The sequence below is a fragment of the Variovorax sp. 01N425 genome (assembly GCF_056399465.1).
This window is the reverse complement of sequence record NZ_JBFTRJ010000003.1, coordinates 1-24,590: the sequence shown is the minus strand read 5'-3', so window position 1 is coordinate 24,590 and position 24,590 is coordinate 1. Positions and strand designations below refer to the sequence as shown.

Below are 24,590 nucleotides of genomic sequence, written 5' to 3'. Positions count from 1 at the left end.
AAGGCTCTGTGCGATCATGCGAATGGCTGCGCGATCATCGCGCAACACTTCGCAGATTGACCGAAATGACCATCGCCAAGGCCGACTTCATCGAGGGCATCGCCAAGGGAATGGCGGTGCTCGAAAGCTTCGACACCGAGCGCCAGCGCCTCAACGCCACGCTGGCCGCCGAGCGCGCCGGCCTCACGCGCGCCGCCGCGCGCCGGCACCTGCTCACGCTGGCCCACCTGGGCTACCTGGAGACCGATGGCAGCTATTTCTGGATGGCACCCAAGGTGCTGCGCTTCTCGGGCAGCTACCTGGCCTCGTCGCGGCTGCCGCGCGCGCTGCAGCCCACGCTGAACCGGCTGGCGGCGCAGACCGGTGAATCGTTCTCGGCCGTGGTGCTCGACGGCGAAGAGGCGGTCATCATTGCGCGCAGCGGCGCCTACGGCACGCCGACGCGCGTGCTGGCCTATGGCCTGCACCTTGGCGCGCGCCTGCCGGCCCATGCCACCTCGACCGGACGGGTGCTGCTCGCGGCCATGGCGCCGGCCCAGTTCACGCAGTGGCTCAAGGGACGCCACCTCGCGCGGCTCACGCCGCACACCACCACCCAGGCGCGCGGCCTGCGCCAGCTGATTTCCCGCGTGCGCAAGGACGACTACTGCTTTGCCAGCGAAGAGCACGAACTCGGCGTGCAGGCGCTCGCGGTGCCGCTGCGCGACATGCAGGGCCGCACCGTGGCCGCGCTCAACGTGGTGCTGTCGGGCACGCGCTACCAGGAAGAGACGCTCCAGCGCGAGATGCTGCCGCTGCTCTTCGAGGCGGCGCGCGAAGTGCGCTCGCTGCTGTGAGCTGAACTTCCGCGCGGCCGCCGCCTCGAATCCCGAAACGGACACAACAAGACCATGCGACTCCTGCTTCTCGAAGACGACGTGATGATCGGCGAGGCCGTGCTCGACCTGCTGCGCGCCGAGCAGTACGCGGTGGACTGGGTGAAGGATGGCGAGGCGGCCGAATCCGCATTGCGCACCCAGCAGTACGACCTCGTGCTGCTCGACCTGGGCGTGCCGCGCCGCGACGGGCTTGAAGTGCTGCGCAGCCTGCGCGCCCGCAAGCAGCGCATGCCGGTGCTGATTGCCACGGCACGCGACTCGGTGCAGCAGCGCATCGAAGGGCTCGACGCGGGCGCCGACGACTACGTGCTCAAGCCCTACGATCTCGACGAGCTGCTGGCGCGCATCCGCGCCCTGCTGCGCCGCGCCGCGGGGCGCGCCGAGCCGGTGTACGAGCACATGGGCGTGAGCATCAACCCGGCCACGCGCGAGGTCGCGGTGGAGGGCCAGCCGGTGGTGCTTTCGGCGCGCGAATGGGCCGTGCTCGAACCGCTGATCGCGCGGCCCGGCATGGTGCTGTCGCGCGCCCAGCTCGAGGAAAAGCTCTACAGCTGGAAGGACGAGATCAGCAGCAATGCGGTCGAGGTCTACGTGCACGGCCTGCGCAAGAAACTCGGCGCCGAACTGATCCGCAACGTGCGGGGCGTCGGCTACATGGTGCCGAAGGCATGATCCGCGCGCTGACCGGATCGCTGCGCGCGCGCCTGCTGTGGTTCCTGCTCGCGGCCATCGTGCTGGCCGCCGGCGCGCAGGCGCTGGTGGCCTACCGCACGGTGCTGAAGGAGGCCGACGAGATCTTCGACTACCACATGCAGCAGATGGCGCTGTCGCTGCGCGCCGGCCTGCCGCCGAGCGCGGCCGTGGGCGGCCTGGGCAGCGGCGAGCAGAACTTCGATTTCGTGGTGCAGGTGTGGACCGCGGACGGCGTGCGCATCTTCGAATCGGCCGAACAAGCCGCGCTGCCGCAGCTGGCGGTGCTGGGCTTTGCCGACGTGCGCGCGCGCGGCACCACCTACCGCGTGTTCTCGATGCAGACCAGCGGGCTCGTGATCCAGGTGGCGCAAGACATGGCGGCGCGCCGCAACATGGCCGGCGCGCTGGCGCTGCGCACCATCGCACCGGTGGCTTTGATGGCGCCGCTGCTCATGCTGGTGGTGTGGTGGGTGGTGAGCCGGTCGCTTGCGCCGGTGTCGCGCGTGCGTGGGCAGGTCGCCTCGCGGCAGGCCGACGATCTTTCCCCCGTGAGCGAGGAGAACCTGCCCGACGAGGTGCGCCCGCTGGTGCAGGAGCTCAACCTGCTGTTCGACCGGGTGCGGCATGCCTTCGATGCGCAGAAGCACTTCGTCGCCGATGCGGCGCACGAACTGCGCTCGCCGCTGGCCGCGCTGAAGCTGCAGGTGCAGGGCCTGCAGCGCGCGTCCGATGCCGCGTCGCGCGAGCTGGCCGTGAGCCGGCTGGTCGCGGGCATCGACCGCGCGACGCGCCTGGTCGAGCAGATGCTTGCGCTGGCCCGGCATGAGGCCAGCATGGCGGCGGGGGCAAAGTCCGAACCGGTCGACATGGGCGAAGTGGCGCGCCTGGCCATCTCGGACGCGGTCGCGGCGGCGCAGGCCCGGCGCATCGACATCGGCATCTCGCATGCCGACCCGGCCGTGGTGAACGGCCAGCCCGAGGCGCTGCGCATGCTGCTGCGCAACCTGATCGACAACGCCGTCAAGTACACGCCCGAAGAGGGGCGGGTCGACGTCGGCATTGCAAGCCTGGGCACGGCGGTGGAGCTGAGCGTGGACGACAGCGGCCCCGGCCTGCCGGAAGAAGAGCGCGAACGCGTGCTCGACCGCTTCTACCGCTCGGGCGAGCCGCAGGCGCCGGGCAGCGGGCTCGGCCTGGCCATCGTGAAGTCGATCGCCCAGATGCACGGCGCCACGGTGGCGCTTGCGGCCTCGCCGACGCTGGGCGGGCTGCGGGTGCTGGTGCGATTTGCCGCCAAGGCCTGAATCGCCGCGCGGTTCGTTGTTTAAGCCGCGCTTAAGCCAACGGGCCGACATTCCTTTCATCGTGTTTGCGTGCAGACGCATTGAAAGGAAAGCTAGAAATGAACACCCGACTGACTTCCCCCCATGCCCTGGTGCTTGCCTTGGCGACCGCCGGGGTCATCGGTGCCGTCGGTGCCGGCGCCTACACCAGTGCCCGCGCCGTGAATGCGCCGACCACCAACGCCACGAGCGTGGCGCCCGCGGCCATGGTGACGCTGCCCGACTTCTCCACCATCACTTCGCGCGACGGTCCCGCGGTGGTCAACATCAGCGTGACGGGCACCGCCAAGGCGTCCGAGGACCAGGCCGCGGCCGAGATCCAGGGCATCGATCCGGACGATCCGATGTTCCAGTTCTTCCGCCGCTTCCAGGGCCAGATCGGCCCGCGCGCCCAGCAGCGCGAAGTGCCGGTGCGCGCGCAGGGCTCGGGCTTCATCGTGAGCCCCGACGGCATCATCATGACCAACGCGCACGTCGTGAAAGACGCCAAGGAGGTCACCGTCAAGTTGACCGACCGGCGCGAATACCGCGCGAAGGTGCTCGGCGCCGACGCCAAGACCGACATCGCGGTGCTCAAGATCGATGCCAGGAACCTGCCCACGCTCGCGCTCGGCAACACCAAGGACCTGAAGGTCGGCGAATGGGTGCTGGCCATCGGCTCGCCCTTCGGCTTCGAGAGCACGGTGACGGCCGGCGTCGTGAGCGCCAAGGGCCGCTCGCTGCCCGATGACAGCTACGTGCCGTTCATCCAGACCGACGTCGCGGTGAACCCCGGCAACTCCGGCGGCCCGCTGCTGAACACGCGCGGCGAAGTGGTCGGCATCAATTCGCAGATCTACAGCCGCAGCGGCGGCTACCAGGGCGTGTCGTTCGCCATTCCGATCGACGTGGCGGTGCAGGTGAAGGACCAGATCGTCGCGACCGGCAAGGCCACGCATGCGCGCCTTGGCGTGGCGGTGCAGGAAGTGAACCAGGCCTTTGCCGACTCCTTCAAGCTGGACAAGCCCGAGGGCGCGCTGGTCTCCAACATCGAGAAGGGCGGCCCCGGCGACAAGGCCGGCCTGAAGGCGGGCGACGTGATCCGCAAGGTGGACGGCCAGCCCATCGTCTCGTCGGGCGACCTGCCTGCGGTCATCGGGCAGCAGACGCCGGGCAAGAAGGTCACGCTCGAAGTCTGGCGCCAGGGCGAGCGGCAGGAGCTTTCGGCCAAGCTCGGCGATGCGAGCGACAAGCCCGCGCAGGTCGCCAAGAACGAGAGCGCGGCGGGGCAGGGCAAGCTCGGCCTTGCGTTGCGGCCGCTGCAGCCGCAGGAAAAGCGCGAAGCCGCCATCGAGAACGGGCTGCTCGTCGAGGATGTGGCGGGCCCGTCCGCCATGGCCGGCGTGCAGGCGGGCGATGTGCTGCTGGCCATCAACGGCACGCCCGCCAGGAGCCTGGAGCAGGTGCGCGAGGTGGTGGCCAAGGCCGACAAGTCGGTCGCGCTCTTGATCCAGCGCGGCGAAGACAAGATCTTCGTGCCGGTGCGGATCGGGTGAAGCCCGCGCCAGGACAAAAAAAGATGGCTTCATCCGCGGGCGGCCTTTCGGCGCACATCCTGCCCACGTCGGCCACCATGATCGGCGTGTGCATGACCGTGATGTCGATCGGCCACCTGGGCCCGCGCGACGACCTGCGGCTCCTGATCGACCGCCTGCTGGCCATCGACGCGCTGGTCTTCCTGGCCAGCGCGCTGCTGTCTTTCATCTCGATGCGCTCGCGCAGTTCGGGCGTGCGGCTGGAGGCCTGGGGCGAGATGGTCTTCATCGCGGGCCTCGCGCTGCTGGCCCTGGGCGCGGTGACGCTGGCGTTTGCGCTGCGCTGAGCTGAGGCCGGCGCCCCGGTTCAGGATTCCTTGTCGCCCCGATCCTTGTCGGGAGCCTGCGCATCGAGTTCGTCCTTGATGGACCGGTTTCCTCGAAGGACCAGGAAGAGCACGGCACCCAGGCCAATGGCAACGATCACGGCAATGAATCCGCCGCCGGAGGCCCACCACCAGAACAGGCCGCCCGCAACGAGCAGGAGCGCGGTGATGAGTAGAGGTTTCAAGTGCATGGCGCGAGGCAATAGTACGTTGGCGCTAATGTACGCGTCGTTACCGTTCGGCGACCGATTTGTGGTTTGGGAAATACCCTCTTTTTGACATTTCTGAATCTGCACTAGACGGTGGCCCGCTCCGCGCGAGGGATCCGTCGGCGAGCAGACGAATTCGAAGGAAGGGATGAGCCGCTCGTCCCAGACCGGAAGAACCTGAAGCGGGTGAAGGGGGCGGTCACCCGTACGCCAGTGCGAGTTCCGTGATTCCTTCCGAAGTGATCTTCACGACCACCGCGGATTCGTAGTTCCTGAACGAACTGCGAAGATCGAGCGGCGGGGTGATGTCGGCTTCGACGCAGCCCAGCGCCTTGAGCGTCGCGATGGCCTGGATCAACTCCGGATCCCGGACATGAACCGGGAACCTGGCATGTTCGAGTTCGAGCAGGTACTCAATGGGTGTAGCTGGCACGATGGGAACATCATGGCCCAACCGCGGCGGCTTGTGTTCAGCCTGCGTTGACGAGATTCGTGCGGATCACCCTACAGGCGTCGGACTCTGGGAGGGGGCAACTAGCGCTAGTCCCAATTTGGGACTAAACTTTCTCCTGATGCACGTAGTCGCAAACTCGAACCTCATCGGTTTCTACCAAGATCCGAGTTATCGAGATGCCGAACCCGGATTAAGGGCGTGGTACGAAGAGGCAAAAAATGCAAAGTGGGCGACACCCGCTGTCGTGAAGGCCCAGTACGCCAACGCCAGCATCATTGCGAACAACCGCGTGGTGTTCAACATCAAGGGGAACGACTACCGCCTGATCGTCGCCATCGCCTACAGGATGCAGTACGTCTTTATCAAGTTCATCGGTACGCACGCGCAATACGACCAGATCGATGCTGCGACCGTCGACCAGTTCAAATAAAGGAGTCCGACCATGGAAGTCAGAGCCATCCGCACCGATGCCGACTACCGCGCGGCGCTGCGCGAGGTGTCTGCACTGATCGACCTCGATCCTGATCGCGAATCGCCCGAGGGTGAACGTCTCGAAGTGATCGGCACGCTGGTGCAAGCTTACGAAGCCGAGCACTACCCCGTCGACCCGCCCGATCCCATCGAGGCGATCCGCTTCCGCATGGAGCAGTCGGGTTTGGGAGTGCGCGACCTCGTGCCATACATCGGCCCGCTGAACCGCGTCTACGAAGTGCTCGCGCGCAAGCGCCCGCTGACGCTGCACATGATTCGCCGCCTCAACAAGGGTTTGGGCATTCCGGCCGACGTGCTCATTGGCCAAGAGCGAAATGCGCCCATCGCGGCCTGACACCGGGCCGTGCGCGTGGACGGCGGATGCCGAGCAGCGCCGACATGCCGCGCCATGCCAAGCGGGCCGGGTCGAGCAAGCGCTGGTCCAGGCTCGCGATCGATGCAACCCAATCGGGGAATAGCGGCGCAGTCCGGCAGGATTCGTACTCAGACCGCCCGCACGTCGAAGAACGCTTCATCGGTGTCTCCAAGGTCGCGAAAGCCGGCGGTTCGGGCTGCGTCATAGGCCTTCATCCAGCGCCTGGCGAGCGCCATCTCTTCTCTCGTGAGGTCGGTTTCGCTGGATTCGCTGGCATTGTGGAACGCGCGCAGCGCACGCGTGACGTCGCCGCCGAGCTGCCGGTCGAGCTCGCGCCGGAAGCGCTGCTCCGAAACCTTGACGGCGTCCGCAGCCGGATGCGGGTAGTCGGCAAGCCGCACGGTGTAGGCAACCCGCGGTTCGGGCTCGATGTCTTCGAACCTGAAAGGCGGCTCTTCCGAAACATCGGCCTGCGGGAGCGCGGCCTCGTGGGTTGGAGCCGCAGCCTGCGGGTAGAAAAGTTCGGCCTGGTTCATGTGCATTTCTCCTCTGCCTTCTTGCTGGAAAGCGCCTGACCTTCGAACGGGTATCTCGACCGTCCGCATCAAAGCTGTATGAATATACAGTAATATCAGGACTCCGAGCCAATGCTCGAATCCCCTTTGCAGTTGCCCCCGAATCTTGGTTTTGCGGGGCCCTTGGCGACATCGCCAGGGATTCCGCCCAGCCGCGTGCTGGGCGTTTTTTTGCCTGATGGCGATCGGAGAGTCGAGCTTGTCCGACGTGCCGAAGCGCGGATCGGGGCGAGCATCGCGCCATGCAGCTTCTCCGCCGGATCGCCGTCACCGTGATCGAAGAGGAAGAGGGCGCCTACCGCTGGCGCCTGGTCGAACTCGAGGGCGAGGGCTGGCATGTCCTCAGCCAGCAGGCGAGGTCCATGAAGACCTACAAGGCCGCGATGGCCGCCGGGCTGCTCGAGCTGCAGAAGATGGTCGACGATCTCGACATCGGGCCGCGCGAGGATGAGCCCGAGCCCGCGCGGGCCAAGAAGAAGAGCGGCTCTGTCTTCGGCTTCGGATTCGGGCTGCCGAAGATGGGGTGAGGTGCCCCAAAAGGAAATGCCCCGCTACCTTTTGGGTAGCGGGGCATCCAGAGGCCTTGCGGCATGTAGTGGCTCCTCGACCTGGGCTCGAACCAGGGACCTACGGATTAACAGTCCGGCGCTCTACCAACTGAGCTATCGAGGAACAAGCCTCAGATTATAGCGTGATTTTTTGGGCCTTTCGAGCGCACCAATGTGGCCGCCATAAATTTCTGAAAAAAATTCGGGCACTCATTCAGAGCGACACGCTCAAGCCCAGGCGCAGCGTGCGCGGTGCACCTGGAAAGAGATAGACGTGGCCGAACTGGTAGGGCGATTCCTTCCAGTAGCGGCGATCGAACAGGTTGTCGATGGCGATGCTCCAGCTCGTGTTCACGCCGCGCAGCCGGGTGTCGTAGCGCAGCACGGCATCGACGCGCGTCCATGAGGGCAGGGCGATCGAACCATCGGGCAGCACGTTGCGCCGGCCTTCATGCGAGAGCTGTCCGAGCAACTCGAGGCCCGGCACCGAAGCCACGCGGTAGCCGGCCTGCGCGCGCAGCACCTGCTTGGGCACGTTGGTGGGCGACTGGCCGTTGGTGGCCGGCTCGGCGGTGCTTCCGCGGCGCTTGGCATCGATCAGCGTGACGCTGCCTGCAAGGCGCCAGGGCCCCGTGTTCCACTGTGCGCCCGCTTCGAGCCCGCGGTGCACGGCGCTGCCGTCGTAGCGTCCGTCGCAGGGTGTGGTGCCGAGACGGTTGCAGGCATCGAGGTTCGTCATCGGGCGCTTGATGTCGAACCACGCGAGCTGCCAGGCGAAGACGTCGCTTCCGCCCTTGAGGCCCAGCTCCCACTGGCGCGAGGTCAGCGCGGGCAGCGCCTCGCCGGCGTTGTTGTACTGCGAACTCTTGTTCGGCACCACCTGCGACTCGACGCCCTTGCCCCAGCTCGCATAGGCCAGCAGGCCCGGCTGGATGGCGAAGCTGGCGGCGATCCATGGGGTGGTGATGCCGTCCTTGTAGCCGGTGGGGCGCGTGCCATCGGTGCGGATGCTGTCGCGGTCCAGCCGCGTGTGGCGCACGCCGAGCCAGGTGGTGAAGCGGCTGTTCCAGCGGATCGCGTCCTGCACCGAGAGCTCGGTGGAACGCTCGTCGCGGTTGGTGTTGGCGTCGGTCAGCGTGGGGTCGGGCGGCACCACGGCCGTGGCCCACACGTTGCCGGTGCCGACGTAGTTGTAGGCCTGGTCCTGGAAGCGGTTGCGCACGTGGCTCGCGAGCAGGCCGAAGCCGAGCTCGTGCCGCACGCTGCCGGCCGTCACGTTGCCCTTGAGGTTGAGGCTGCCGGCCGTTTGCGTGCGCCGCTCGTTTTCGCTGCGGAAGTCGTAGAAGTCGAAGGTGCCGTCGGGGCCGTAGCGATCACAGTAAGAGAAGTTGCTTTCAGGGTGGCAATCGAAGCCGAAGGCATAGGCCAGGCGGTCATCGGTCTTGAGCCTTTGCTGGCCGATCTGCGCGCTCCAGCGCCAGTCGGCATTGAGCGCCTGGCTGAAGCGCACGCTGCCGGTGAGCGCGTTGAATTCCGAAGGCTGCGACCACGGCTGGTTGTTGAGGTTGATCCTCGGATCGACCGGCACCGGCAGCGTGCTGCCCAGCAGGCTGAAGCCGTTCTGGCTCGGCTGGGTCTTGTGGCTGCGCTCGATCTCGAACTCGAGCACCGAATCGCGCGTGATGCGCCAGTCGCCCGCCAGCGAGAACAGGTTGCGGTTGCCGTCGAGGTTGTGCACGAGCGGCTTGAGGTTTTCGCTCGCGATGTTGAGCCGGTAGCCGAACTCGCGGTTCGCACCGAAGCGCCCGCCCAGGTCGAGCGCGCCGAGCACGCTGCCGCGGCTGGTGGTTTCGATGCGCAGCGTGCGCAGGTCCTGCTCGGTGGGCCGCTTGACCACGTAGTTGACCAGCCCGCCCGGCGCGCTGGTGCCGGCCTGGATGCCGCTGGTGCCGCGCAGGATCTCGATGCGCTCCTTGTTGTCGAGCGGGATCGATGTCTCGGCGCTGATCGGCAGGCCTTCGCGCCGGTAGTTGAAGCGGTTGTCCAGCACGAAGCCGCGCACCGTGAGGTAGTCCCAGTAGCCGGCCGAGTTGTAGGCATCGGTCACCGAGGAATCGAACTGCGTGAGGTCGGCGAGGCGGCGCGCGCCGCTCGTGCGAAGCTGCGTGCTGTCGATCACCGTGGCCGAGAGCGGCAGCTCGCGCAGCGGCACGTCGCCGAAGCCGCTCACTTCGGCTTGCGGGGCGGCGCTGCTTTCGTTCACCGTGATGGCGGGCAACTGCTCGGTTGGCTGCTGGGCTTGCGCGCCGCCGGCCGCCAGAAGAAGAAAGGTGGTGGCTACTGCACGAGAGACCGGCGTCAGCGGCCAGGATCGGAATTTCTTTTGTGTCATTGCTTCGTTCATGTGGCGGCGGCTATCGACGCCATCCATTGCGCGGCCGTGGCCTCGGGATCTTCTGCGGCGACAAGCGCGCGCACCACGGCGACGGAGCCGACGCCGGTGGCCAGCACCTCGGGCAGCCGCACAGCGTCGATGCCACCGATGCCCACCTGCGGATAGCCGCGCAGCAGGCGCGCATAGGCCGCTAGCCGCGCCACGCCCTGCGGTGCGGTCGCCATCTTCTTGAGGGTGGTCGGATACACCGCGCCCATCGCGATGTAGCTCGGGCTCACCGCATCGGCGCGCACCATCTCGGCATAGCCGTGGGTGCTGACGCCGAGCCGCAGGTCCGCATCGCGGATCTGCTGCACCTGTTCGGGCGCGAGCGCGTCGAGGTCTTCCTGGCCCAGGTGCACGCCGTAGGCACCCGCGGCAATGGCCGTCTGCCAGTGGTCGTTGATGAAGAGCAGCGCGCCGGTGCCGCGCACCGCGTCGACGGCCGAATGCACTTCGCGCTCGGTGGCTGCCGCGTCGTCCGACTTGAAGCGCAGCTGCACCGTGGGAACGCCGGCGCGCGCCATGCGGCCGACCCATTGCGCATCGGGCAGCACGGCGTAGAGGCCGAGCCGTTCGGGGCAGGGCGCGAAGGCGTCGTCGCGTTCGGTGGGCGGGAACGCGCGCATACCGAAATCGACGGGCGTTTCGGGCCACTGGTTGGCATCGAAAGCACCGGTGCGCGCCGTCTGCGCCTGCCAGGCGCGTGCCAGGCATTCGGCATCGATCTCGATGAAGCCGAGCGCCGTGCAGGCCTGCTTTGCGCCGCGGTACACCGGCTCGTCCGAGGAAAAGCGGCCCGCTGAAATGGCCGCGGGCATGTTGGTGCCGAAGCGCAGCCCGTGCGTCGCGACGATGGCCTGCGAGATGGCGCGGGCGTCTGTCGAAGCGCTCATGGTGCGTGATGCCAGAAGGGCGTGCCGAGCACCGGCGTGCTGGGCTGCGCGGAGTCTTGCGCGGCCATGGCACCGGCGCGGTGGGCGGCGCGGCCAGCCTGCACGGCGTCGGCGAAGGCGCCGGCCATCGACACCGGGTCTTGCGCCAGCGCCACGGCGGTGTTGAGCAGTACGCCGTCGTAGCCCCATTCCATGACCTGGCAGGCATGCGAGGGCAGGCCGAGGCCCGCATCGACCAGCATCGGCACGCTGAGCCGCTCGCGCAGCAGCTGCAGCGCGTAGGGGTTGACCGGTCCGCGGCCGGTGCCGATGGGCGCCGCCCAGGGCATCACGGCCTGGCAGCCGACGTCGACCAGCCGCTGGCACAGCACGAGGTCCTCGGTGCAATAGGGCAGCACCTGGAAACCGTCGCGGATCAGCTGCGATGCGGCATCGACGAGGTTCAGCGTGTCGGGCTGCAGCGTGTAGTCGTCGCCGATCAGTTCGAGCTTGATCCATGGCGTGTCGAACAGCTCGCGCGCCATCTGCGCGGTGGCGATCACCTCCTGCACGCTGTGGCAGCCGGCGGTGTTGGGCAGCACCGGCACCGCGAGCCGGCGCAGCAGCTCCCAGAAGCCGTTGCCGCTGTCGCTTGCGCCGGGGCTGGCGGACTGGCGGCGCAGCGAGGCCGTCAGCATGGCGGGCTTGGCGCGCTTCACCGCGGCTTCGAGCAGGTCCGGCGAGGGATAGCGCGCGGTGCCCAGCAGCAGGCGGCTATGGAAGGTCTGGCCGTAGAGAACCAGCGGATCGTTGTCCGGAATTGCAGATGCGGTCGTCATGGTGCGTGTTGTCTCCATCTCTGTGGGTTGCTTGTTCAGCCGCCGGTCACGGGGCGGATCACTTCGATGCGGTCTTCGGGCTGCAGCGCGCGCGCCGCATGGGCCGAGCGCGGCACGAACTCGCGGTTCACGGCCACCGCGAACGGCGGCACCGCATCGAGTGCGGCCAGCGCGTCGACCACGGTGGCGCCGTCCGGCAGCGTGTAGGGCTTGTCGTTGATCAGGACATTCATCGTCATGCTTCGGGTGTCTCCAGGCCGAGCTTCTGCGCGAGCGCAGAGCGGCCGTGCACGAGCAGCTCCATGGCGGCGTCGAGCACGGCGGGCGCAATCATGAAACCGTGGCGGTACAGGCCGTTGATCTGCAGCACGCGCGGCTGCGGCTGGCGGATCGCGGGCAGGTTGTCGGGCAGCGTGGGGCGGCATTGGGTCGCGATCTCGAGGATGCGGGCTTCGGCGAAGCCGCTGTGCACCGCATAGGCCGCGCTCAGCAGCTCGAGCGTGGAGCGCACGCTGGCGGGCGACATGTCGTCGGATTCGATCTCGGTCGCGCCGATCACGAACACGCTGCCGGGCTTGGGTGCGATGTAGAGCGGATAGCGCGGATGCACCAGCCGCGTGGGCCGCTGCAGCCTCACCTCGGGCGCATGCACGCGGACGACTTCGCCGCGCACGCCGCGCAGCGCGTTCCACTGCGGCTTGGCGCCGAGGCCGCGGCAGTCGATCACCCAGTCGGGCTGGCCCGGCGTGCCCGGAGAAAAATCGCCAGGCGTGCGTGGCGACTGCCAATGCAGCTTCACCCCGGGGCTGGCCTGCAGCGTGGCCAGCAGCGAAGCCAGCAGCGCGCGGTTGTCGAGCTGGCCTTCGCCCGGAAGGAACAAACCCTGCGCGAAGCGCTGGCCGAGCGACGGCTCGAGCGCGGCAATCCCGCTGCCGTCGAGCGTGCGCATGGGGGCGAGCTCAGGCACCTGCGTGCCGGTGCGCGCCAGCACGCGCGCGAGCCGCGCGGCCTCGGCGGCGTCCTGGCGGTGCCACAGCACCAGCGTGCCTTCGCGCTGGAAGAACACGGGCTGCGCCAGCGGTGCCAGCAACTCGGGCCAGCGGCCCAGCGCGTACTGCCCCATGCGCACGAGCGGCACCGGCGCCACGGCCGATTCGGCCAGCGGCGCGAGCATGGCGGCCGCCACGCGCGCGGCGGCGCCTTCGGCTTCGGGGCTGCCCGCTTCGAACAGCTCGACCTTGCAGCCGGCCCGCGCCAGCGTGACCGCGAGCAACCGGCCCATGAGGCCCGCGCCGAGGATGGCGGCGGATTGGAATGGGAGGCTCATGGTCTTGCTTCTTCCCCCGCCGGGGGAAGGTGGGGAGGGGGGCCACCGGAGCGCCCCGTGGATGCGCCGCGCGCCCCCGCCCCGGCCCTCCCCCGGAAGGGAAGGGAGCAAGGCAGGGCCAGTCGCCGATAATTTTCAGCATGACCCAAGCACTTTCCGACGCGCCCCAGGGGCCCCTGCGCTACGCACGCGTGCTCTCGATCGCCGGCTCCGACAGCGGCGGCGGTGCCGGCATCCAGGCCGACCTGAAGACCTTCGCGGCGCTCGGCTGCTACGGCATGACGGCCATCACGGCGCTCACCGCGCAGAACACGCTCGGCGTGTCGGGCATCCATGGCGTGCCGCCGGCTTTCCTCAAGGCGCAGATCCAGGCGGTGGTCGAGGACATCGGCGTGGATGCGGTCAAGCTCGGCATGCTGCATGCGCCCGAGGTGGTCGAGGTGGTGGCCTGGGCCATCGATCACTACCGGCTGCCCAACGTAGTGCTCGACCCGGTGATGGTCGCCACCAGCGGCGACCGCCTGATCGCCTCCGAAACCGTGCAGGTGCTGGTGCGCGAGCTGTTCCCGCGCGCCGTGGTGGTCACGCCCAACCTCGACGAAGCGGCCTTGCTGATCGGCCATGCGATCGGCGGCATCGATGCCCTCGACGATGCGGCCAACGAACTGCTGGCGCTCGGCGCGCAGGCCGTGCTGCTCAAGGGCGGGCACTTGCCGGGCGACGAGGTGGTCGACGTGCTGCTGCAGGCGGGCGGCGCTCGAAAGCGGCTGGCCTCGCAGCGCATCGCGAGCCGCAACCTGCATGGCACGGGCTGCACGCTGTCGTCCGCCATTGCCGCGCACCTGGCGCTGGGGCTTGCGTTGCCCGAGGCCGTCGAATGCGCGCGCGCCTACATCCTCGGCGCGATGGCCGCCGGTGCGCATGTGAAGACCGGCGCGGGACACGGTCCGCTCAACCACGGTTTTGCGCCAGTGCCGACGCACCGCCTGCCGCCGTCGGCGTAGCCTTGGGCCGGCTGGCCCAGGCCAGCAGGAATGTCGCGGCCAGCGTGGGCAGCGCCGAGCCGAATTGCGGCGCCCACTTGGCGAGCGCGTGGTAGGCCGCGATGCCCGCAATCCAGATCAGCGCCGCGCCCAGGTCGACCCGGCGCGTGCCCACCGACAAGACCGCCTGGCCCGTGCCCAGCCGCCCCAGGATTACGCCGTAGAGCGGCACGAACACCGAACTCAGCATCAGCAGGAACGGCTCGAGCGTGTGCATCGGCAGCACCAGCGCGAGCGCCGTGCACAGCGCCGCCAGCAGGAGGCCCCAGCGCCGCACGCTCCAGCGCGGCAGCAGGCTATGGGTGGACACCGAGCCCGAATACACATCGCCGTACGCGTTGTCGAGCTCGTCGATCAGGATCAGGCCCAGCGCCACCAGGCCGCCTTGGGCGAGCAGCAGCGCGGTGACCAGGCCGGTGCCCGGCTCCGCCACGCTCACCACCATCACGCCGAGCGCATAGCACCAGACGTTGGCCAGCGCATAGCCGATCCAGGTGCCGCTGAAGGCGCTGCCCAGGCCGCCTGCGCTGCGCTTGCCGTGGCGCGCGTAGTCGGCCACCAGCGGCAGCCACGAGACCGGCATCGCAATCACCAGGTCGAGCGCGCTGAACATGCCCATGCCGCCGTCGCCGGGGCGCGCCCAGAAGGCGTCGAGGCCCTTGGCTTGCAGGCGCGTCGCGAACTGCCAGGTCAGCCAGAGCAGAGAAAGCACCACCAGCGGCAGGCCGAAGCGGCTCACGAAGCGCCGCACCAGCTTGACCATGGAGCCGGCCAAAAGCGCCAGCAGCACCGCGCCCCAGAGCAGCGTGGTGAGGGCGCCGCCCAGCGGCCCGCCGAGCGCCAGGCCGAAGGCCTGCTGGCCGATCGCCTGCGTGCCTTCGCGCATGATGACGAGCTCGAAGGTGGTCCAGCCCACCAGCTGCACGATGTTGAGCAGCACCGGCAGCCGTGCGAAGGCGCTGCCGTAGGTGGCGTGCATCAGCCCGGCGCTCGCCAGGCCGCTCTCGCAGCCGAGCCGCGCAGTCCAGGCCAACAGGCCTGCGCCGAGCAGCGAACCCAGCACGATCGCGATGGCCGCGTCGCGCGTGCCCACCGCCGGCACCAGGTAGGCACCGATCTGCATCACCAGCAGCCCGACGCCCAGGCTGAACCAGAGCGATGCGTGGTCGTGCCAGCCGAACACGCGCTGCGACGCGGGCAGGGGCGCCAGCGCCTCGTTGGCGGAAGAAAGTTCGTCGTCGTGTGCCATCCAGTTGCTCCAGTGCAAAAGGTTTGGCAGGTGGGCGAGGCTCCGGCGGTGGAGCCATCGCGCGAGACAACGCGACAGGCCGCCGGACCAGCTTCCCTGCGCGAGGATTACCTCAGTCAGGTTCAAAGGGACTCTCTCAGTCAGCCCCGGAACGGATCCCGGTTCGACACCCCTAGCGGTGGTGCTCCGCGCCGTGGCGCAAAGCGGAAACTATTGTACGAGCCTGTGCGCCCAGCCTCCAAACCATGGATGATGGTCCGGATATGGCAATCCGCATGCCGCCACTTCGAGGATGTGTTCCATGAGCGATTCCGCAATCGACCAGTCCCTTGCCCAGGCCTTCCAGCGCTTCACCGAGGCCAACCCGGCCAGCCGGCGCCAGTTCGAGGCGCAGGTGCGCTACATGCCCGGTGCCAACAGCCGCTCGGTGCTGTTCTATGCGCCGTTTCCGCTCACCATCGCCAAGGGCGAGGGCGCTGCGCTCTGGGATGCCGACGGCCACCGCTATGCCGACTTCATCGCCGAATACACGGCCGGCGTCTACGGCCACTCGGCACCCGAGATCCGCGATGCCGTCGTCGAGGCAATGCAGGGTGGCATCAACCTCACGGGCCACAACCTGCTCGAAGGAAGGCTCGCCAAGACCATCTGCGAGCGCTTTCCGCAGATCGAGCAATTGCGCTTCACCAACTCGGGCACCGAGGCCAACCTGATGGCGCTCACGGCCGCGCTGCACTTCACGGGGCGGCGGAAGATCGTGGTGTTTTCGGGCGGCTACCACGGCGGCGTGCTCGGGTTCGGCGCCAAGCCGCTGCCGACGACCGTGCCCTTCGACTTCCTGGTGCTGCCCTACAACGATGTGCAGGCTGCGAGCGAACAGATCGAGAAGCACGGGTCGGAGATCGCCGCGATCCTGGTCGAGCCGATGCAGGGTGCGAGCGGCTGCATTCCGGGGCGCCTCGACTTTCTGCAAGCACTTCGCGAGGGTGCGACGAAGGTGGGCGCGCTGCTGGTCTTCGACGAGGTCATGACCTCGCGCCTCGCACCGAACGGCCTCGCCAACAAGCTGGGCATCCGGTCGGACCTGACCACGCTGGGCAAGTACATCGGCGGCGGCATGTCGTTCGGCGCTTTCGGCGGGCGCTCGGACGTGATGGCGCAGTTCGATCCGCGCACCGGGTCGCTCTCCCATTCGGGCACCTTCAACAACAACGTGATGACCATGGCGGCCGGCTATGCGGGCCTCACGAAGCTGTTCACGCCCGAGGCGGCAGGCAGGCTGGCCGAGCGCGGCGAGGCGATGCGTGCGCGGCTCAATGCGCTGTGTGCGAAAGAGGATGTGGCCATGCAGTTCACCGGCGTCGGTTCGCTGATGAACGCACATTTCGTGCGCGGGGAAGTGCGGCGCGTGGACGACCTGGCGGCGGTCGACGGGCGGCTGCGGCAGTTGCTGTTCTTCCACCTGCTGGGCGAGGGCATCTACGCCTCGCCGCGCGGCTTCATCGTGCTGTCTCTGCCGCTGACCGATGCGGACATCGACCGGTTCGCCGCCGCCATCGGCCGCTTCATCGGCGAATACCGCGCGCTGCTGCCTAGCGCGAAGTAGCCACGCCCAGCAGCTCGTGCAGCCGCGTGCTGGTGGTCGTGTACTGCAGCGGAATCGCCTTGCCCGGGAACACGATGGCGGTGGCGCCCCAGGCCGCCAGCGTGGCTTCATGGAAGCCGCAGACGATGAGCTTCTTCTTGCCCGGATAGGTGTTGATGTCACCCACCGCGAACACGCCGCGTTCACGGGTTTCGTACTTCTCGGTGTCGACCGGCACCTGCTTGCGCTCCAGTTCCAGGCCCCAGTCGGCAATGGGGCCGAGGCGCGGGGAGATGCCCAGGCAGGCGATCAGCGCGTCGAGCGGCAGGTCGACGGTGGTTGCGTCGGGCGTGGTGATCTGCAGTTGCCTGCCGTCGAAAGCGGTGGGTTGGCCGACCTTGAACGCGAGCTTGCCGTCGGCCACCAGCGCGCGCATCGACGCGACCAGCGCCTCGTCGGCCTGGAACCCGTCGCGCCGGTGGACCAGCGTGACCTGCTTCGCAATGGCCGTGAGCGCGATGGCGGTTTCCAGCGCCACGTCGTCGCCGCCATTCACCACCACCGCCTGCCTGGCAAAGCGGTCCAGCGAATCGGGGTGGTAGAAAAGCGAGCGGCCTTCGAACTGCGCAATGCCTTCGAGCGCGATGCGCTTGGGCACGAAGGCACCGACACCGGCCGCGATGAACACGGTCTTCGCCAGGAAAGCCGTGCCGGCGGTGGTGGTCAGCAGCAGGCGCTCGTCGGCCTGCCGTTCGAGCGTGGCCACCTGCTCGCCAAAATGGAACTGGGGCTTGAACGGCTCGACCTGCTTGAGCAGCGACTGCGCGAGTTCGCTTCCGTTGGTGACCGGCGTGCCCGGAATGTCGTAGATCGGCTTGCCGCCGTAGAGCGCCACGCACTGGCCGCCCGCGGTGGGCAGTGCATCGACGATATGGCAGGAGATCTCGAGCAGGCCGAGCTGGAAGGCCTGGAACAGCCCGACCGGACCGGCGCCGATGATCAGCGCGTCGGTTTCGACGGGGGCTCGGCCTTGGGGGTTCAACGGACCAGTTCGCCGACCTTGTCGGTCTTGTCTTTCCATTCTTCGGCGTCGGGCAGCGCGGGCTTGCGCTTGGTGATGCTCTTCCAGCCATCGGCCACCGCGAGTTCGGCGTTGAGCTTGATGAACGCGATCTGGTTGGCCGGAAGGTCTTCCTCGGCATAGATCGCGTTGACCGGGCACTCGGGGATGCAGACGGCGCAGTCGATGCATTCGTCCGGGTCGATCACCAGCATGTTGGGGCCTTCGCGGAAGCAATCCACGGGGCATACGTCCACGCAGTCGGTGTATTTGCAACGGATGCAGGCTTCGGAGACGACGTGGGTCATTTGTCTTCTAACGTCAGTGTGAGGTCGGGGAAAACCCCAGATTTTAGGCCTTTGCGGCGGCAGGCTGCACGAGCACGGCGGCAGCGGTCTTGTGGGAGGCCGTATCGACCAGCACCAGCGAGCCCAGGGCGCGCGATTGCGTGAAGGGCAGCACGGCCAGCGGCTGCTGCAGCGAAAGCACCACGTCGCCGATGGAATTGGCTTCCAGCTGCGTTGCGGGCTCGGATTCGAGCGTGGTGATGTTCACCCGGTCGACGATGCGCGCCACCTTGGCCTTGACCCAGCGGTGGCCCTGCAGCGCCCAGTAGACGCGGCCCGCGACCAGCGGCTCGTCGTCGAGCCAGGCCACGGTGGCGGTGATCTCGCGCACCGGCTCGAAGGCGCCGGGCGCCAGCAGCCAGTCGCCGCGCGAGACGTCGACCTCGCGGTCGAGCACGATGCCGGCGCTGTGGCCCGCATGCACCACCTTCGGCTGCCGCGTGTGGCTCAGCACCTGCGCGACCGTGGCGGTCTGGTTGCTCGGTAGCACGGTCACGCGCTGGCCCGGTTCCACATGGCCGGAAGCCACGCGGCCCCAGAACACGCGGCGGCCCTGCGAGGTGTCGGCCGAGGCCGAGAACTTCTCGACCCACTGCACCGGGAAGGCGAAGGGCACGTCCTCGTCCTGCGCGGTGACCGGCAATTCCTCGAGCAGTTCGAGCAGGCTCGGGCCCTCGTAGCCGACCCAGTCGCCATGGCGCGTGGCCACGTTCCAGCCCTTGAGCGCCGAGATCGGCACGATGGCCGCCACCTGCACGCCGGCCGCTTCGGCAAAGGCGTTGAGCGCGGTCGAGATGCGCTCGAAGGCCAGGCCCGCGTCGTCGATGGCGTCGAGCTTGTTGACCGCGAACACGATCGACTGCACGCGCAGAAGGTGGCACAGCAGTGTGTGGCGGCGGGTCTGCGGCAGCAACTCGCGCTTGACCACGGTGCCGTCTTCCACTTCGGCGGCCCAGGCCAGCTTGGTGGCATCGACCAGCACCACGGCGGCATCGGCAGCCGAGGCGGCCGTGACCATGTTGCGGGTGTACTGCTCATGGCCCGGCGCGTCGCCGATGATGAACTTGCGCTTGGCGGTCGAGAAGTAGCGGTAGGCCACGTCGATCGTGATGCCCTGCTCGCGTTCGGCCGAGAGACCGTCGGTCAAAAGGGCCAGGTCGGTTTCGCCGCCGCGCTGCACGCCGGCGAGCTGGTCCTGCAGCACGGTCTTGCTGTCGACCAGCAGGCGGCCGATCAGCGTGCTCTTGCCGTCGTCGACCGAGCCGCAGGTGATGAAGCGCAGGGCGGTGCCGGTGTCGCCGTGGAGGGCGGTGTTGTCAAGGGTTGCCGTTGTCGTGCTCATCAGAAATACCCGTCTTTTTTGCGCTTCTCCATCGAAGCTTCCGAAGTCATGTCGTCCATCCGCGTCGCGCCGCGCTCGCTGACGTCGACGCTCAGCGTCTCGAGGACCACGTCGCCCGCGTCGGCCGCCAGGCTCTCGACCGGGCAGGTGGTCGTGATGTCGCCCACGGTGCGAAAGCGCACGTCGCGCACCTGCACGGTTTCGCCGTCGCGCGGCGGGGTGAGTTCGGTCACGGGCACCAGCAGGCCGCGGCGCTCGACCACTTCGCGCTTGTGCGTGTAGTAGATCGACGGCAGGCCGACGTGCTCGCGCTCGATGTACTGCCACACGTCGAGCTCGGTCCAGTTGGAGATCGGGAACACGCGGAAGTGCTCGCCCGGTGCGAGGCGGGTGTTGAACAGCGTCCACAGCTCGGGGCGCTGGTCCTTGGGCTGCCATTGGCCGAAGGAATCGCGGTGCGAAAAGATGCGCTCCTTGGCGCGCGCCTTTTCCTCGTCGCGGCGCGCGCCGCCGATCAGCGCGTCGAAGCGGAATTCTTCAATGGCCTCGAGCAGCGTGACCGACTGGTGCGCATTGCGCGATTCGCCGGGGTGGGCGAGGCGCACGGTGCCGCGCGCCATCGAATCTTCCACGCTGCGCACGATGAGTTCGGCGCCCAGTTCCTTCGCGCGCTGGTCGCGGTAGGCCGTCACTTCGGGGAAGTTGTGACCCGTGTCGATCATCAGCAGCGGGTACGGAATGCGGCCGGCGCCAAAGGCCTTTTCCGCGCACTTGAGCAGCACCAGCGAATCCTTGCCGCCTGAGAACAGCAGGGTGGGGCGCTCGAAGGCGGCCGCCACTTCGCGCAGGATGAAGACGGTTTCCTCTTCCAGCGCATCGAGATGGGTGTTGGACAGGCGCGCGGGAGAGTGCATGGGCGGCAGCAGCAGTTCGGTTTCGGTACGGGCGTTCATCGGGGTGGGTGCTGGATGCGGAGGATCGGCGAGGCGTGGGCGCTCAGTGCGAGAGGTGCAATCCGCACTCGCGGTTGTCTTCGCCCTTGGTCGGGTCCACGTAGTCGAAGTTGTTGGGCAGGCCATGCGCTTCGCAGTACGTGTACAGGTCCTTGGACGACCAGTGCAGGAGCGGCGCGACCTTGATCAAGCCGTCCGGATTGACGCTGACCGGGTCCATCTGCGCGCGCACGGCCGTGTCGGTGGCCCGAAGCGCGGTGAACCAGACCTGCGGTGCCGTCTCGCGCAGCGCGCGGGCAAAGGGCTCGAGCTTCACTTCCTCGGTAAAGGCGGCATGGCGCGGATCGTCGAGCGCCGGCGTCGGGCCTTCCACGGCTTCGCGATGCGCACGCGAACGGCGCGGCAGGTAGATGTACAGGTCCAGGCCCAGCTGCCTGGTCACCTCGTCGGCAAAGCGGTAGGTGGCCTCGGTGTTGTAGCCGTTGTCCATCCAGACCACAGGAACATCGCGCTTGGCGCGCGTGACCATGTGCAGGATCACCGCCTCGAACGGGCGGAAATTGGTGGTGACGATCGCGCGCTGGCCGAGGCCGATGGCCCAGTCCACCAGGCCCTCGGCGTTGCGGCCGAGTTCGGCGTTGATGCGTGCAAGATCGATGTTCGTGGCGATGCTCATGTCGATGGTTCCGTGCGGGCTCAGGTGCCGGCCGCGAAGTGCGGCGCGGGCTTTATTGCATCGCCCTGATAGAAGGCCGAGAAGCGGTCGAACTGGCGCTGTGCGTCGGTGGCGTCCACGCCTTCCTTGAGCACGGCGCTCGAGAAGCCGGTGCGTTCCATCTGCACCAACTGGTCGATCAGCACGTCACCGGTGGCGCGGATGTCGCCCTTGAAACCGAGCCGGCGGCGCAGCAAAAAGGCCTGGCTGTAGGCGCGGCCATCGGTGAACTTCGGAAAGTTCAGGTCGATGCGCTCGATGTCTTCCAGGCACACCTCGATGGCGAGCGGATCGGCATCGTTGGGCAGCTGCAGCACCTTCGGGTCGCCGTCGTCGATATGTTCCTCGGCGGCAAGGATGTTGAGGCGCCGGTTCATGCCGCTTCCTCCACCTTGAAGCGCGCACCGTTGGCCGCGGCCTTGAACGGGTCGTGGCCGACGCGGCGCAGCGTGTCGATGAAGGTCTCGCCGCCTTCGCGGGTGTCGCGGTAGGTGGTGAGCACGGCCTCGATCACGCCCGGCACTTCGGCCGCCGAGAACGAAGGGCCGACCACCTTGCCGGCCTGCGGCGTGCCGCTGAGGGCCGAGCCGTCGGAGCCGCCAAGGGTGACCTGGTACCACTCCTTGCCGTCCTTGTCGACGCCCAGGATGCCGATGTGGCCGCTGTGGTGGTGCCCGCAGGAGTTGATGCAGCCGCTGATGTGCAGGTCGATCTCGCCCAGGTCGTCGAGTTCGTCGAGGTCTTGATAGCGCTCGGTGATGGCTTCGGCAATGGGAATGGAGCGCGCATTGGCCAGCGCGCAGAAATCGCCGCCGGGGCAGGCGATCATGTCGGTCAGCAGGTGCACGTTGGCGCTGGCAAAGCCGGCCGCGCGGGCAGCGAGCCACAGCGCGTGCAGGTCTTCGGCATGCACCCAGGGCAGCACGATGTTTTGGTCGTGCGTGACGCGGGCCTCGCCGGCCGAGAAGCGGTCGGCCAGTTCGGCGAGCGTGTCGAGCTGGTCGGCCGAGGCGTCGCCGGGCGCCTGCTTCAGGCGCTTGAACGACAGCGTGACGGCACGCAGCGCGGGGTTCTTGTGCGCGGCCACGTTGCGGGCCAGCCAGCGCGCGAACATCACGTCGTCGTCGGCGTGGGCACGCAGCTCGGCGTCGGTCTTCTCGGCGCTTTGCAGCACGCGGGTGGCGAGCGTCGGCGGCACGAAGGAGGCGGCCACACGGTCGTACTCTTCCTGCGTGATGGTGTGCGGCGCGCCGTCGTGCTCGATGATCTGCTTGTACTCGGCCTCGACATCGTCGATGTAGCGCTGGCCTTCGGCCTTCACGAGGATCTTGATGCGCGCCTTGTAGATGTTGTCGCGGCGGCCATAGCGGTTGTAGATCCGGATCACCGCTTCGAGGTAGTTCATGATCTGCTGCCACGGCAGGAACTCGCGCAGCACGGTGCCGATGATCGGCGTGCGGCCCATGCCGCCGCCCACCTGCACACGAAAACCGATCTCGCCCGCTTCGTTCTTCACGAGCTTCAGGCCCACGTCGTGCCAGCCGGTGGCGGCGCGGTCTTCGGCGGCGCCGGTGATCGCGATCTTGAACTTGCGCGGCAGGAACGCGAATTCAGGATGCAGCGTGCTCCACTGGCGCATGATTTCGGCGTAGGGGCGCGGATCGGCGATCTCGTCGACCGCGATGCCGGCGCGCTCGTCGCTCGTGATGTTGCGGATGCAGTTGCCGCTGGTCTGGATGCCGTGCATGTCGACCGAGGCCAGCAGGTCCATCACGTCGGCCGACTTCGACAGCGGAATCCAGTTGTACTGGACGTTCTGGCGCGTCGAGAAGTGGGCGTAGTGCGTGGGCAGCTTGTGGCTGCCGAGCAGGCCCTGCGTCTCGACGGCCTTGCGGTAGACCTCGGCTTCGGGCTCGTCGTACTCGCGGGCGATGCGGGCGAGCACGCGCAGCTGGCGGCTCGAAAGCTCGCCGTAGGGCACGGCCACGCGCAGCATCGGCGCGTAGCGCTGCACATACCAGCCGTTTTGCAGCCGCAGCGGACGGAACTCGTCTTCGTGCAGGCGGCCCTTCTGCCAGCGCTCGAGCTGGTCTCTGAACTGGGCAGCCCGTTGATGGACGAACTGGCGATCGAATTCTGTGTATTGGTACATCGTGCGTGTGATCTTGAAGAAGTGCGGTGCCGCACGTACAACGGGGCGCCCCAGCAAGAAGCGGAGATTCTGAAACCGGGGCTTATGGAAGCAAACTATTTTTTGGTTCGGGCTTTATGCGGATAAGCTTATTCTTCAGTGTTCATGCGGGTTTGCGGGCGGTTGGATGCTTATTCTGGATAAGGGCGATAGGGGTTTTTTTGGGGGGCGACGTGGGTTGATTTTTTTCCGGGGCCGGGTCTCGCCCCGGCGGGCGAGCTACTTTCTTTTGCTTCGCTGTATGGACCGGGGACCTGGGTAACAGGTGTGCGGGGACATAGTAAACACCTTGGACGCTCAGGTTGGAGTGGCGAGGTTGCGCAGGTCCAGCCGCATGAAGCGGTGGTGGCAGAAGAAGGCGTCGAAGCAGCCGTCAACCTTGGGGGCCGGCCGCATCGCCACGGGCAGCCTGTGCAAGGCACTGGACAGGCGCAGCTTGCGACCCTCGAAGTGCACCCAGCCGTTCCAGCCCACCGTGAGCACCTGGTCATCGGGTCCATATTCGATCGGTGCCAGCACGGCAGGCAGGGCCCGAGGGCTCACCTGATAGCGCGCTGCGGGTGTTTGCATGCCCAGCGCCTCGTGCGGGCGCTCGTGGTTGTACACGCTGCGCCAGTGCTCGAAGGCGTCCTGAGCCTGAGCCAGGTCCATGAAGCTGCGTCCGTTGAGCACCTCGGCCTTGAGCGAACGATGGAAGCGCTCCAATTTGCCATTGGTCTGCGGGTGGTAGGGCGCGCTGTGGCTGATGCGAATGCCCAAACGAATGAGCCACACGCTGAGCGCCGACAGCCCGTGCTCAGCCTTGGCGGGACTGCCCCAAGGGGCGCCGTTGTCGGCGTTGATGCGTACGGGCAAGCCGTAGCGCAGGAACACCCGCTGTAGATGATCCTGCACGCGGGCGGTGTTCGTCTGGGAGCACGCAGCGATCGTCAGGTTGAAGCGCGAGTGGTCGTCAATCACCGTCAGCGGATGGCAGCGCCCCGCACCCGTCTCGAAGTGGCCCTTGAAATCGATTTGCCACAGGGCATTGGGCCGCTCGTGCTCGAAACGCTGCCAATGCTCGGCCGCCTGGCTGGCTTCAGGGGTGATCAGTCCGTGGCGATGCAGGATGCCGGTGATGGTGCTGGGTGCGGGCACGCCGCTGAAGCCCAGATCGCTCAGGCGCTGGGCGATCTTGCGGCCA

At 67.6% G+C, this 24,590-nt stretch carries 27 protein-coding genes, 1 tRNA gene and 1 riboswitch; of the genes, 10 read left to right on the top strand and 18 right to left on the bottom strand.

The features are described 5' to 3' along the window. Window positions 1–65 precede the first annotated feature (65 nt). From AC1DSC_RS05690 to AC1DSC_RS05670, 5 genes are all read left to right on the top strand, one after another. Window positions 66–836 (top strand): IclR family transcriptional regulator domain-containing protein, encoded by a 771-nt coding sequence (locus tag AC1DSC_RS05690; protein ID WP_012747493.1) that lies wholly within the window; start codon window positions 66–68, stop codon window positions 834–836. A 54-nt stretch (window positions 837–890) separates the two neighbouring features. Beyond that, window positions 891–1,550 carry a response regulator gene (locus AC1DSC_RS05685; RefSeq protein ID WP_012747494.1) on the top strand — a complete coding sequence of 220 codons (660 nt, stop codon included), beginning with the start codon at window positions 891–893 and terminating at the stop codon, window positions 1,548–1,550. Beyond that, entirely contained in the window at window positions 1,547–2,875 is a 1,329-nt protein-coding gene (locus AC1DSC_RS05680) for an ATP-binding protein (protein ID WP_012747495.1), read from the top strand. The genes AC1DSC_RS05685 and AC1DSC_RS05680 overlap by 4 nt, the downstream gene beginning before the upstream one ends. Window positions 2,876–2,973: 98 nt before the next feature. After that, entirely contained in the window at window positions 2,974–4,449 is a 1,476-nt protein-coding gene (locus tag AC1DSC_RS05675; protein WP_012747496.1) for a DegQ family serine endoprotease, read from the top strand. A gap of 23 nt (window positions 4,450–4,472) precedes the next feature. Next, a complete protein-coding gene (locus AC1DSC_RS05670) occupies window positions 4,473–4,775 on the top strand; it encodes a hypothetical protein (RefSeq protein ID WP_012747497.1) in 303 nt (100 codons plus the stop codon). Between the two features lie 20 nt (window positions 4,776–4,795). Here the strand turns inward: AC1DSC_RS05670 and AC1DSC_RS05665 are convergent, their stop codons facing one another. Together AC1DSC_RS05665 and AC1DSC_RS05660 are read right to left on the bottom strand one after the other, a co-directional pair. Continuing rightward, window positions 4,796–5,005 carry a hypothetical protein gene (locus tag AC1DSC_RS05665; protein ID WP_012747498.1) on the bottom strand — a complete coding sequence of 70 codons (210 nt, stop codon included), beginning with the start codon at window positions 5,003–5,005 and terminating at the stop codon, window positions 4,796–4,798. Window positions 5,006–5,222: 217 nt separating this feature from the next. Further along, window positions 5,223–5,456, bottom strand: coding sequence for a hypothetical protein (locus AC1DSC_RS05660; protein WP_150106772.1), 234 nt, complete (start codon window positions 5,454–5,456; stop codon window positions 5,223–5,225). Window positions 5,457–5,595: 139 nt separating this feature from the next. Here AC1DSC_RS05660 and AC1DSC_RS05655 point away from each other — a divergent pair, with 139 nt between their 5' ends. Then, window positions 5,596–5,907, top strand: coding sequence for a type II toxin-antitoxin system HigB family toxin (locus tag AC1DSC_RS05655; protein WP_369664454.1), 312 nt, complete (start codon window positions 5,596–5,598; stop codon window positions 5,905–5,907). Window positions 5,908–5,919: 12 nt separating this feature from the next. Beyond that, window positions 5,920–6,303 (top strand): helix-turn-helix domain-containing protein, encoded by a 384-nt coding sequence (locus AC1DSC_RS05650; protein ID WP_012747501.1) that lies wholly within the window; start codon window positions 5,920–5,922, stop codon window positions 6,301–6,303. A 149-nt stretch (window positions 6,304–6,452) separates the two neighbouring features. Here AC1DSC_RS05650 and AC1DSC_RS05645 read toward each other — a convergent pair whose 3' ends face one another. Beyond that, window positions 6,453–6,860 carry a hypothetical protein gene (locus AC1DSC_RS05645; RefSeq protein WP_012747502.1) on the bottom strand — a complete coding sequence of 136 codons (408 nt, stop codon included), beginning with the start codon at window positions 6,858–6,860 and terminating at the stop codon, window positions 6,453–6,455. A 281-nt stretch (window positions 6,861–7,141) separates the two neighbouring features. Between AC1DSC_RS05645 and AC1DSC_RS05640 the strand changes: the two genes are divergently transcribed. Then, complete coding sequence (locus AC1DSC_RS05640; protein WP_012747503.1) at window positions 7,142–7,426, top strand: hypothetical protein; 285 nt, start codon at window positions 7,142–7,144, stop codon at window positions 7,424–7,426. Window positions 7,427–7,495: 69 nt separating this feature from the next. Here AC1DSC_RS05640 and AC1DSC_RS05635 read toward each other — a convergent pair. The 6 genes from AC1DSC_RS05635 to AC1DSC_RS05610 all read right to left on the bottom strand — a co-directional run bounded on the left by AC1DSC_RS05635 (window position 7,496) and on the right by AC1DSC_RS05610 (window position 12,922). Beyond that, window positions 7,496–7,571 (bottom strand) — tRNA-Asn (locus tag AC1DSC_RS05635). 90 nt (window positions 7,572–7,661) lie between these two features. Then, window positions 7,662–9,851 carry a TonB-dependent siderophore receptor gene (locus tag AC1DSC_RS05630; RefSeq protein WP_012747504.1) on the bottom strand — a complete coding sequence of 730 codons (2,190 nt, stop codon included), beginning with the start codon at window positions 9,849–9,851 and terminating at the stop codon, window positions 7,662–7,664. After that, the gene (thiE, locus tag AC1DSC_RS05625; protein ID WP_012747505.1) at window positions 9,848–10,777 is read right to left on the bottom strand and encodes a thiamine phosphate synthase; all 930 of its coding nucleotides are present in this window, start codon (window positions 10,775–10,777) and stop codon (window positions 9,848–9,850) included. The genes AC1DSC_RS05630 and thiE overlap by 4 nt, the downstream gene beginning before the upstream one ends. Next, window positions 10,774–11,595: a thiazole synthase gene (locus AC1DSC_RS05620; RefSeq protein WP_012747506.1), complete on the bottom strand. Its 822-nt coding sequence runs from the start codon at window positions 11,593–11,595 to the stop codon at window positions 10,774–10,776. Before AC1DSC_RS05620 ends, thiE begins: the two co-directional genes overlap by 4 nt. A gap of 35 nt (window positions 11,596–11,630) precedes the next feature. Then, entirely contained in the window at window positions 11,631–11,834 is a 204-nt protein-coding gene (gene thiS / locus AC1DSC_RS05615; RefSeq protein WP_012747507.1) for a sulfur carrier protein ThiS, read from the bottom strand. Continuing rightward, window positions 11,831–12,922, bottom strand: coding sequence for an FAD-dependent oxidoreductase (locus AC1DSC_RS05610; RefSeq protein WP_012747508.1), 1,092 nt, complete (start codon window positions 12,920–12,922; stop codon window positions 11,831–11,833). The genes thiS and AC1DSC_RS05610 overlap by 4 nt, the downstream gene beginning before the upstream one ends. Window positions 12,923–13,062: 140 nt before the next feature. On the opposite strand from AC1DSC_RS05610, the gene thiD reads away from it, so the two are divergent. Next, a complete protein-coding gene (thiD, locus tag AC1DSC_RS05605; protein WP_012747509.1) occupies window positions 13,063–13,926 on the top strand; it encodes a bifunctional hydroxymethylpyrimidine kinase/phosphomethylpyrimidine kinase in 864 nt (287 codons plus the stop codon). On the opposite strand, the gene AC1DSC_RS05600 is transcribed toward thiD, so the two are convergent. After that, the gene (locus AC1DSC_RS05600; protein ID WP_012747510.1) at window positions 13,874–15,214 is read right to left on the bottom strand and encodes a purine-cytosine permease family protein; all 1,341 of its coding nucleotides are present in this window, start codon (window positions 15,212–15,214) and stop codon (window positions 13,874–13,876) included. The genes thiD and AC1DSC_RS05600 overlap by 53 nt on opposite strands. A gap of 76 nt (window positions 15,215–15,290) precedes the next feature. Continuing rightward, window positions 15,291–15,398: riboswitch (TPP riboswitch) on the bottom strand. Between the two features lie 117 nt (window positions 15,399–15,515). Here AC1DSC_RS05600 and AC1DSC_RS05595 point away from each other — a divergent pair. Continuing rightward, a complete protein-coding gene (locus AC1DSC_RS05595; RefSeq protein ID WP_012747511.1) occupies window positions 15,516–16,820 on the top strand; it encodes an aspartate aminotransferase family protein in 1,305 nt (434 codons plus the stop codon). Here the strand turns inward: AC1DSC_RS05595 and AC1DSC_RS05590 are convergent. From AC1DSC_RS05590 to AC1DSC_RS05555, 8 genes are all read right to left on the bottom strand, one after another. Beyond that, complete coding sequence (locus tag AC1DSC_RS05590) at window positions 16,807–17,880, bottom strand: NAD(P)/FAD-dependent oxidoreductase (RefSeq protein WP_049826086.1); 1,074 nt, start codon at window positions 17,878–17,880, stop codon at window positions 16,807–16,809. The genes AC1DSC_RS05595 and AC1DSC_RS05590 overlap by 14 nt on opposite strands. Beyond that, window positions 17,838–18,167 carry a ferredoxin FdxA gene (gene fdxA, locus AC1DSC_RS05585; RefSeq protein ID WP_012747513.1) on the bottom strand — a complete coding sequence of 110 codons (330 nt, stop codon included), beginning with the start codon at window positions 18,165–18,167 and terminating at the stop codon, window positions 17,838–17,840. Before fdxA ends, AC1DSC_RS05590 begins: the two co-directional genes overlap by 43 nt. Before the next feature lie 43 nt (window positions 18,168–18,210). Next, window positions 18,211–19,548: a sulfate adenylyltransferase subunit 1 gene (locus AC1DSC_RS05580; RefSeq protein ID WP_369664456.1), complete on the bottom strand. Its 1,338-nt coding sequence runs from the start codon at window positions 19,546–19,548 to the stop codon at window positions 18,211–18,213. Further along, entirely contained in the window at window positions 19,548–20,501 is a 954-nt protein-coding gene (cysD, locus tag AC1DSC_RS05575) for a sulfate adenylyltransferase subunit CysD (RefSeq protein ID WP_012747515.1), read from the bottom strand. Before cysD ends, AC1DSC_RS05580 begins: the two co-directional genes overlap by 1 nt. 43 nt (window positions 20,502–20,544) lie before the next feature. Further along, window positions 20,545–21,177, bottom strand: coding sequence for a phosphoadenosine phosphosulfate reductase domain-containing protein (locus tag AC1DSC_RS05570; protein WP_012747516.1), 633 nt, complete (start codon window positions 21,175–21,177; stop codon window positions 20,545–20,547). A gap of 20 nt (window positions 21,178–21,197) precedes the next feature. Beyond that, the gene (locus tag AC1DSC_RS05565; RefSeq protein WP_012747517.1) at window positions 21,198–21,593 is read right to left on the bottom strand and encodes a DUF934 domain-containing protein; all 396 of its coding nucleotides are present in this window, start codon (window positions 21,591–21,593) and stop codon (window positions 21,198–21,200) included. Continuing rightward, window positions 21,590–23,368 (bottom strand): nitrite/sulfite reductase, encoded by a 1,779-nt coding sequence (locus tag AC1DSC_RS05560; protein WP_369664457.1) that lies wholly within the window; start codon window positions 23,366–23,368, stop codon window positions 21,590–21,592. The genes AC1DSC_RS05565 and AC1DSC_RS05560 overlap by 4 nt, the downstream gene beginning before the upstream one ends. Before the next feature lie 336 nt (window positions 23,369–23,704). Then, window positions 23,705–24,590: integrase core domain-containing protein (locus AC1DSC_RS05555; protein ID WP_478131778.1), on the bottom strand; the 886-nt coding region annotated here is incomplete at its 5' end.

What these genes read in the sequence shown, in the direction of transcription:
- AC1DSC_RS05620 (WP_012747506.1), bottom strand. Translation starts at nt 11,595, where the DNA reads ATGACGACCGCATCTGCAATTCCGGACAACGATCCGCTGGTTCTCTAC.
- AC1DSC_RS05590 (WP_049826086.1), bottom strand. Translation starts at nt 17,880, where the DNA reads ATGGAAAGACAAGACCGACAAGGTCGGCGAACTGGTCCGTTGAACCCC.
- AC1DSC_RS05630 (WP_012747504.1), bottom strand. Translation starts at nt 9,851, where the DNA reads ATGAACGAAGCAATGACACAAAAGAAATTCCGATCCTGGCCGCTGACG.
- AC1DSC_RS05640 (WP_012747503.1), top strand. Translation starts at nt 7,142, where the DNA reads ATGCAGCTTCTCCGCCGGATCGCCGTCACCGTGATCGAAGAGGAAGAG.
- AC1DSC_RS05690 (WP_012747493.1), top strand. Translation starts at nt 66, where the DNA reads ATGACCATCGCCAAGGCCGACTTCATCGAGGGCATCGCCAAGGGAATG.
- AC1DSC_RS05570 (WP_012747516.1), bottom strand. Translation starts at nt 21,177, where the DNA reads ATGAGCATCGCCACGAACATCGATCTTGCACGCATCAACGCCGAACTC.
- AC1DSC_RS05675 (WP_012747496.1), top strand. Translation starts at nt 2,974, where the DNA reads ATGAACACCCGACTGACTTCCCCCCATGCCCTGGTGCTTGCCTTGGCG.
- AC1DSC_RS05665 (WP_012747498.1), bottom strand. Translation starts at nt 5,005, where the DNA reads ATGCACTTGAAACCTCTACTCATCACCGCGCTCCTGCTCGTTGCGGGC.
- thiD (WP_012747509.1), top strand. Translation starts at nt 13,063, where the DNA reads ATGACCCAAGCACTTTCCGACGCGCCCCAGGGGCCCCTGCGCTACGCA.
- AC1DSC_RS05560 (WP_369664457.1), bottom strand. Translation starts at nt 23,368, where the DNA reads ATGTACCAATACACAGAATTCGATCGCCAGTTCGTCCATCAACGGGCT.
- AC1DSC_RS05595 (WP_012747511.1), top strand. Translation starts at nt 15,516, where the DNA reads ATGAGCGATTCCGCAATCGACCAGTCCCTTGCCCAGGCCTTCCAGCGC.
- AC1DSC_RS05580 (WP_369664456.1), bottom strand. Translation starts at nt 19,548, where the DNA reads ATGAGCACGACAACGGCAACCCTTGACAACACCGCCCTCCACGGCGAC.
- thiS (WP_012747507.1), bottom strand. Translation starts at nt 11,834, where the DNA reads ATGACGATGAATGTCCTGATCAACGACAAGCCCTACACGCTGCCGGAC.
- AC1DSC_RS05610 (WP_012747508.1), bottom strand. Translation starts at nt 12,922, where the DNA reads ATGAGCCTCCCATTCCAATCCGCCGCCATCCTCGGCGCGGGCCTCATG.
- AC1DSC_RS05655 (WP_369664454.1), top strand. Translation starts at nt 5,596, where the DNA reads ATGCACGTAGTCGCAAACTCGAACCTCATCGGTTTCTACCAAGATCCG.
- AC1DSC_RS05645 (WP_012747502.1), bottom strand. Translation starts at nt 6,860, where the DNA reads ATGAACCAGGCCGAACTTTTCTACCCGCAGGCTGCGGCTCCAACCCAC.
- AC1DSC_RS05670 (WP_012747497.1), top strand. Translation starts at nt 4,473, where the DNA reads ATGGCTTCATCCGCGGGCGGCCTTTCGGCGCACATCCTGCCCACGTCG.
- fdxA (WP_012747513.1), bottom strand. Translation starts at nt 18,167, where the DNA reads ATGACCCACGTCGTCTCCGAAGCCTGCATCCGTTGCAAATACACCGAC.
- cysD (WP_012747515.1), bottom strand. Translation starts at nt 20,501, where the DNA reads ATGAACGCCCGTACCGAAACCGAACTGCTGCTGCCGCCCATGCACTCT.
- AC1DSC_RS05600 (WP_012747510.1), bottom strand. Translation starts at nt 15,214, where the DNA reads ATGGCACACGACGACGAACTTTCTTCCGCCAACGAGGCGCTGGCGCCC.
- AC1DSC_RS05650 (WP_012747501.1), top strand. Translation starts at nt 5,920, where the DNA reads ATGGAAGTCAGAGCCATCCGCACCGATGCCGACTACCGCGCGGCGCTG.
- AC1DSC_RS05565 (WP_012747517.1), bottom strand. Translation starts at nt 21,593, where the DNA reads ATGAACCGGCGCCTCAACATCCTTGCCGCCGAGGAACATATCGACGAC.
- AC1DSC_RS05680 (WP_012747495.1), top strand. Translation starts at nt 1,547, where the DNA reads ATGATCCGCGCGCTGACCGGATCGCTGCGCGCGCGCCTGCTGTGGTTC.
- AC1DSC_RS05685 (WP_012747494.1), top strand. Translation starts at nt 891, where the DNA reads ATGCGACTCCTGCTTCTCGAAGACGACGTGATGATCGGCGAGGCCGTG.
- thiE (WP_012747505.1), bottom strand. Translation starts at nt 10,777, where the DNA reads ATGAGCGCTTCGACAGACGCCCGCGCCATCTCGCAGGCCATCGTCGCG.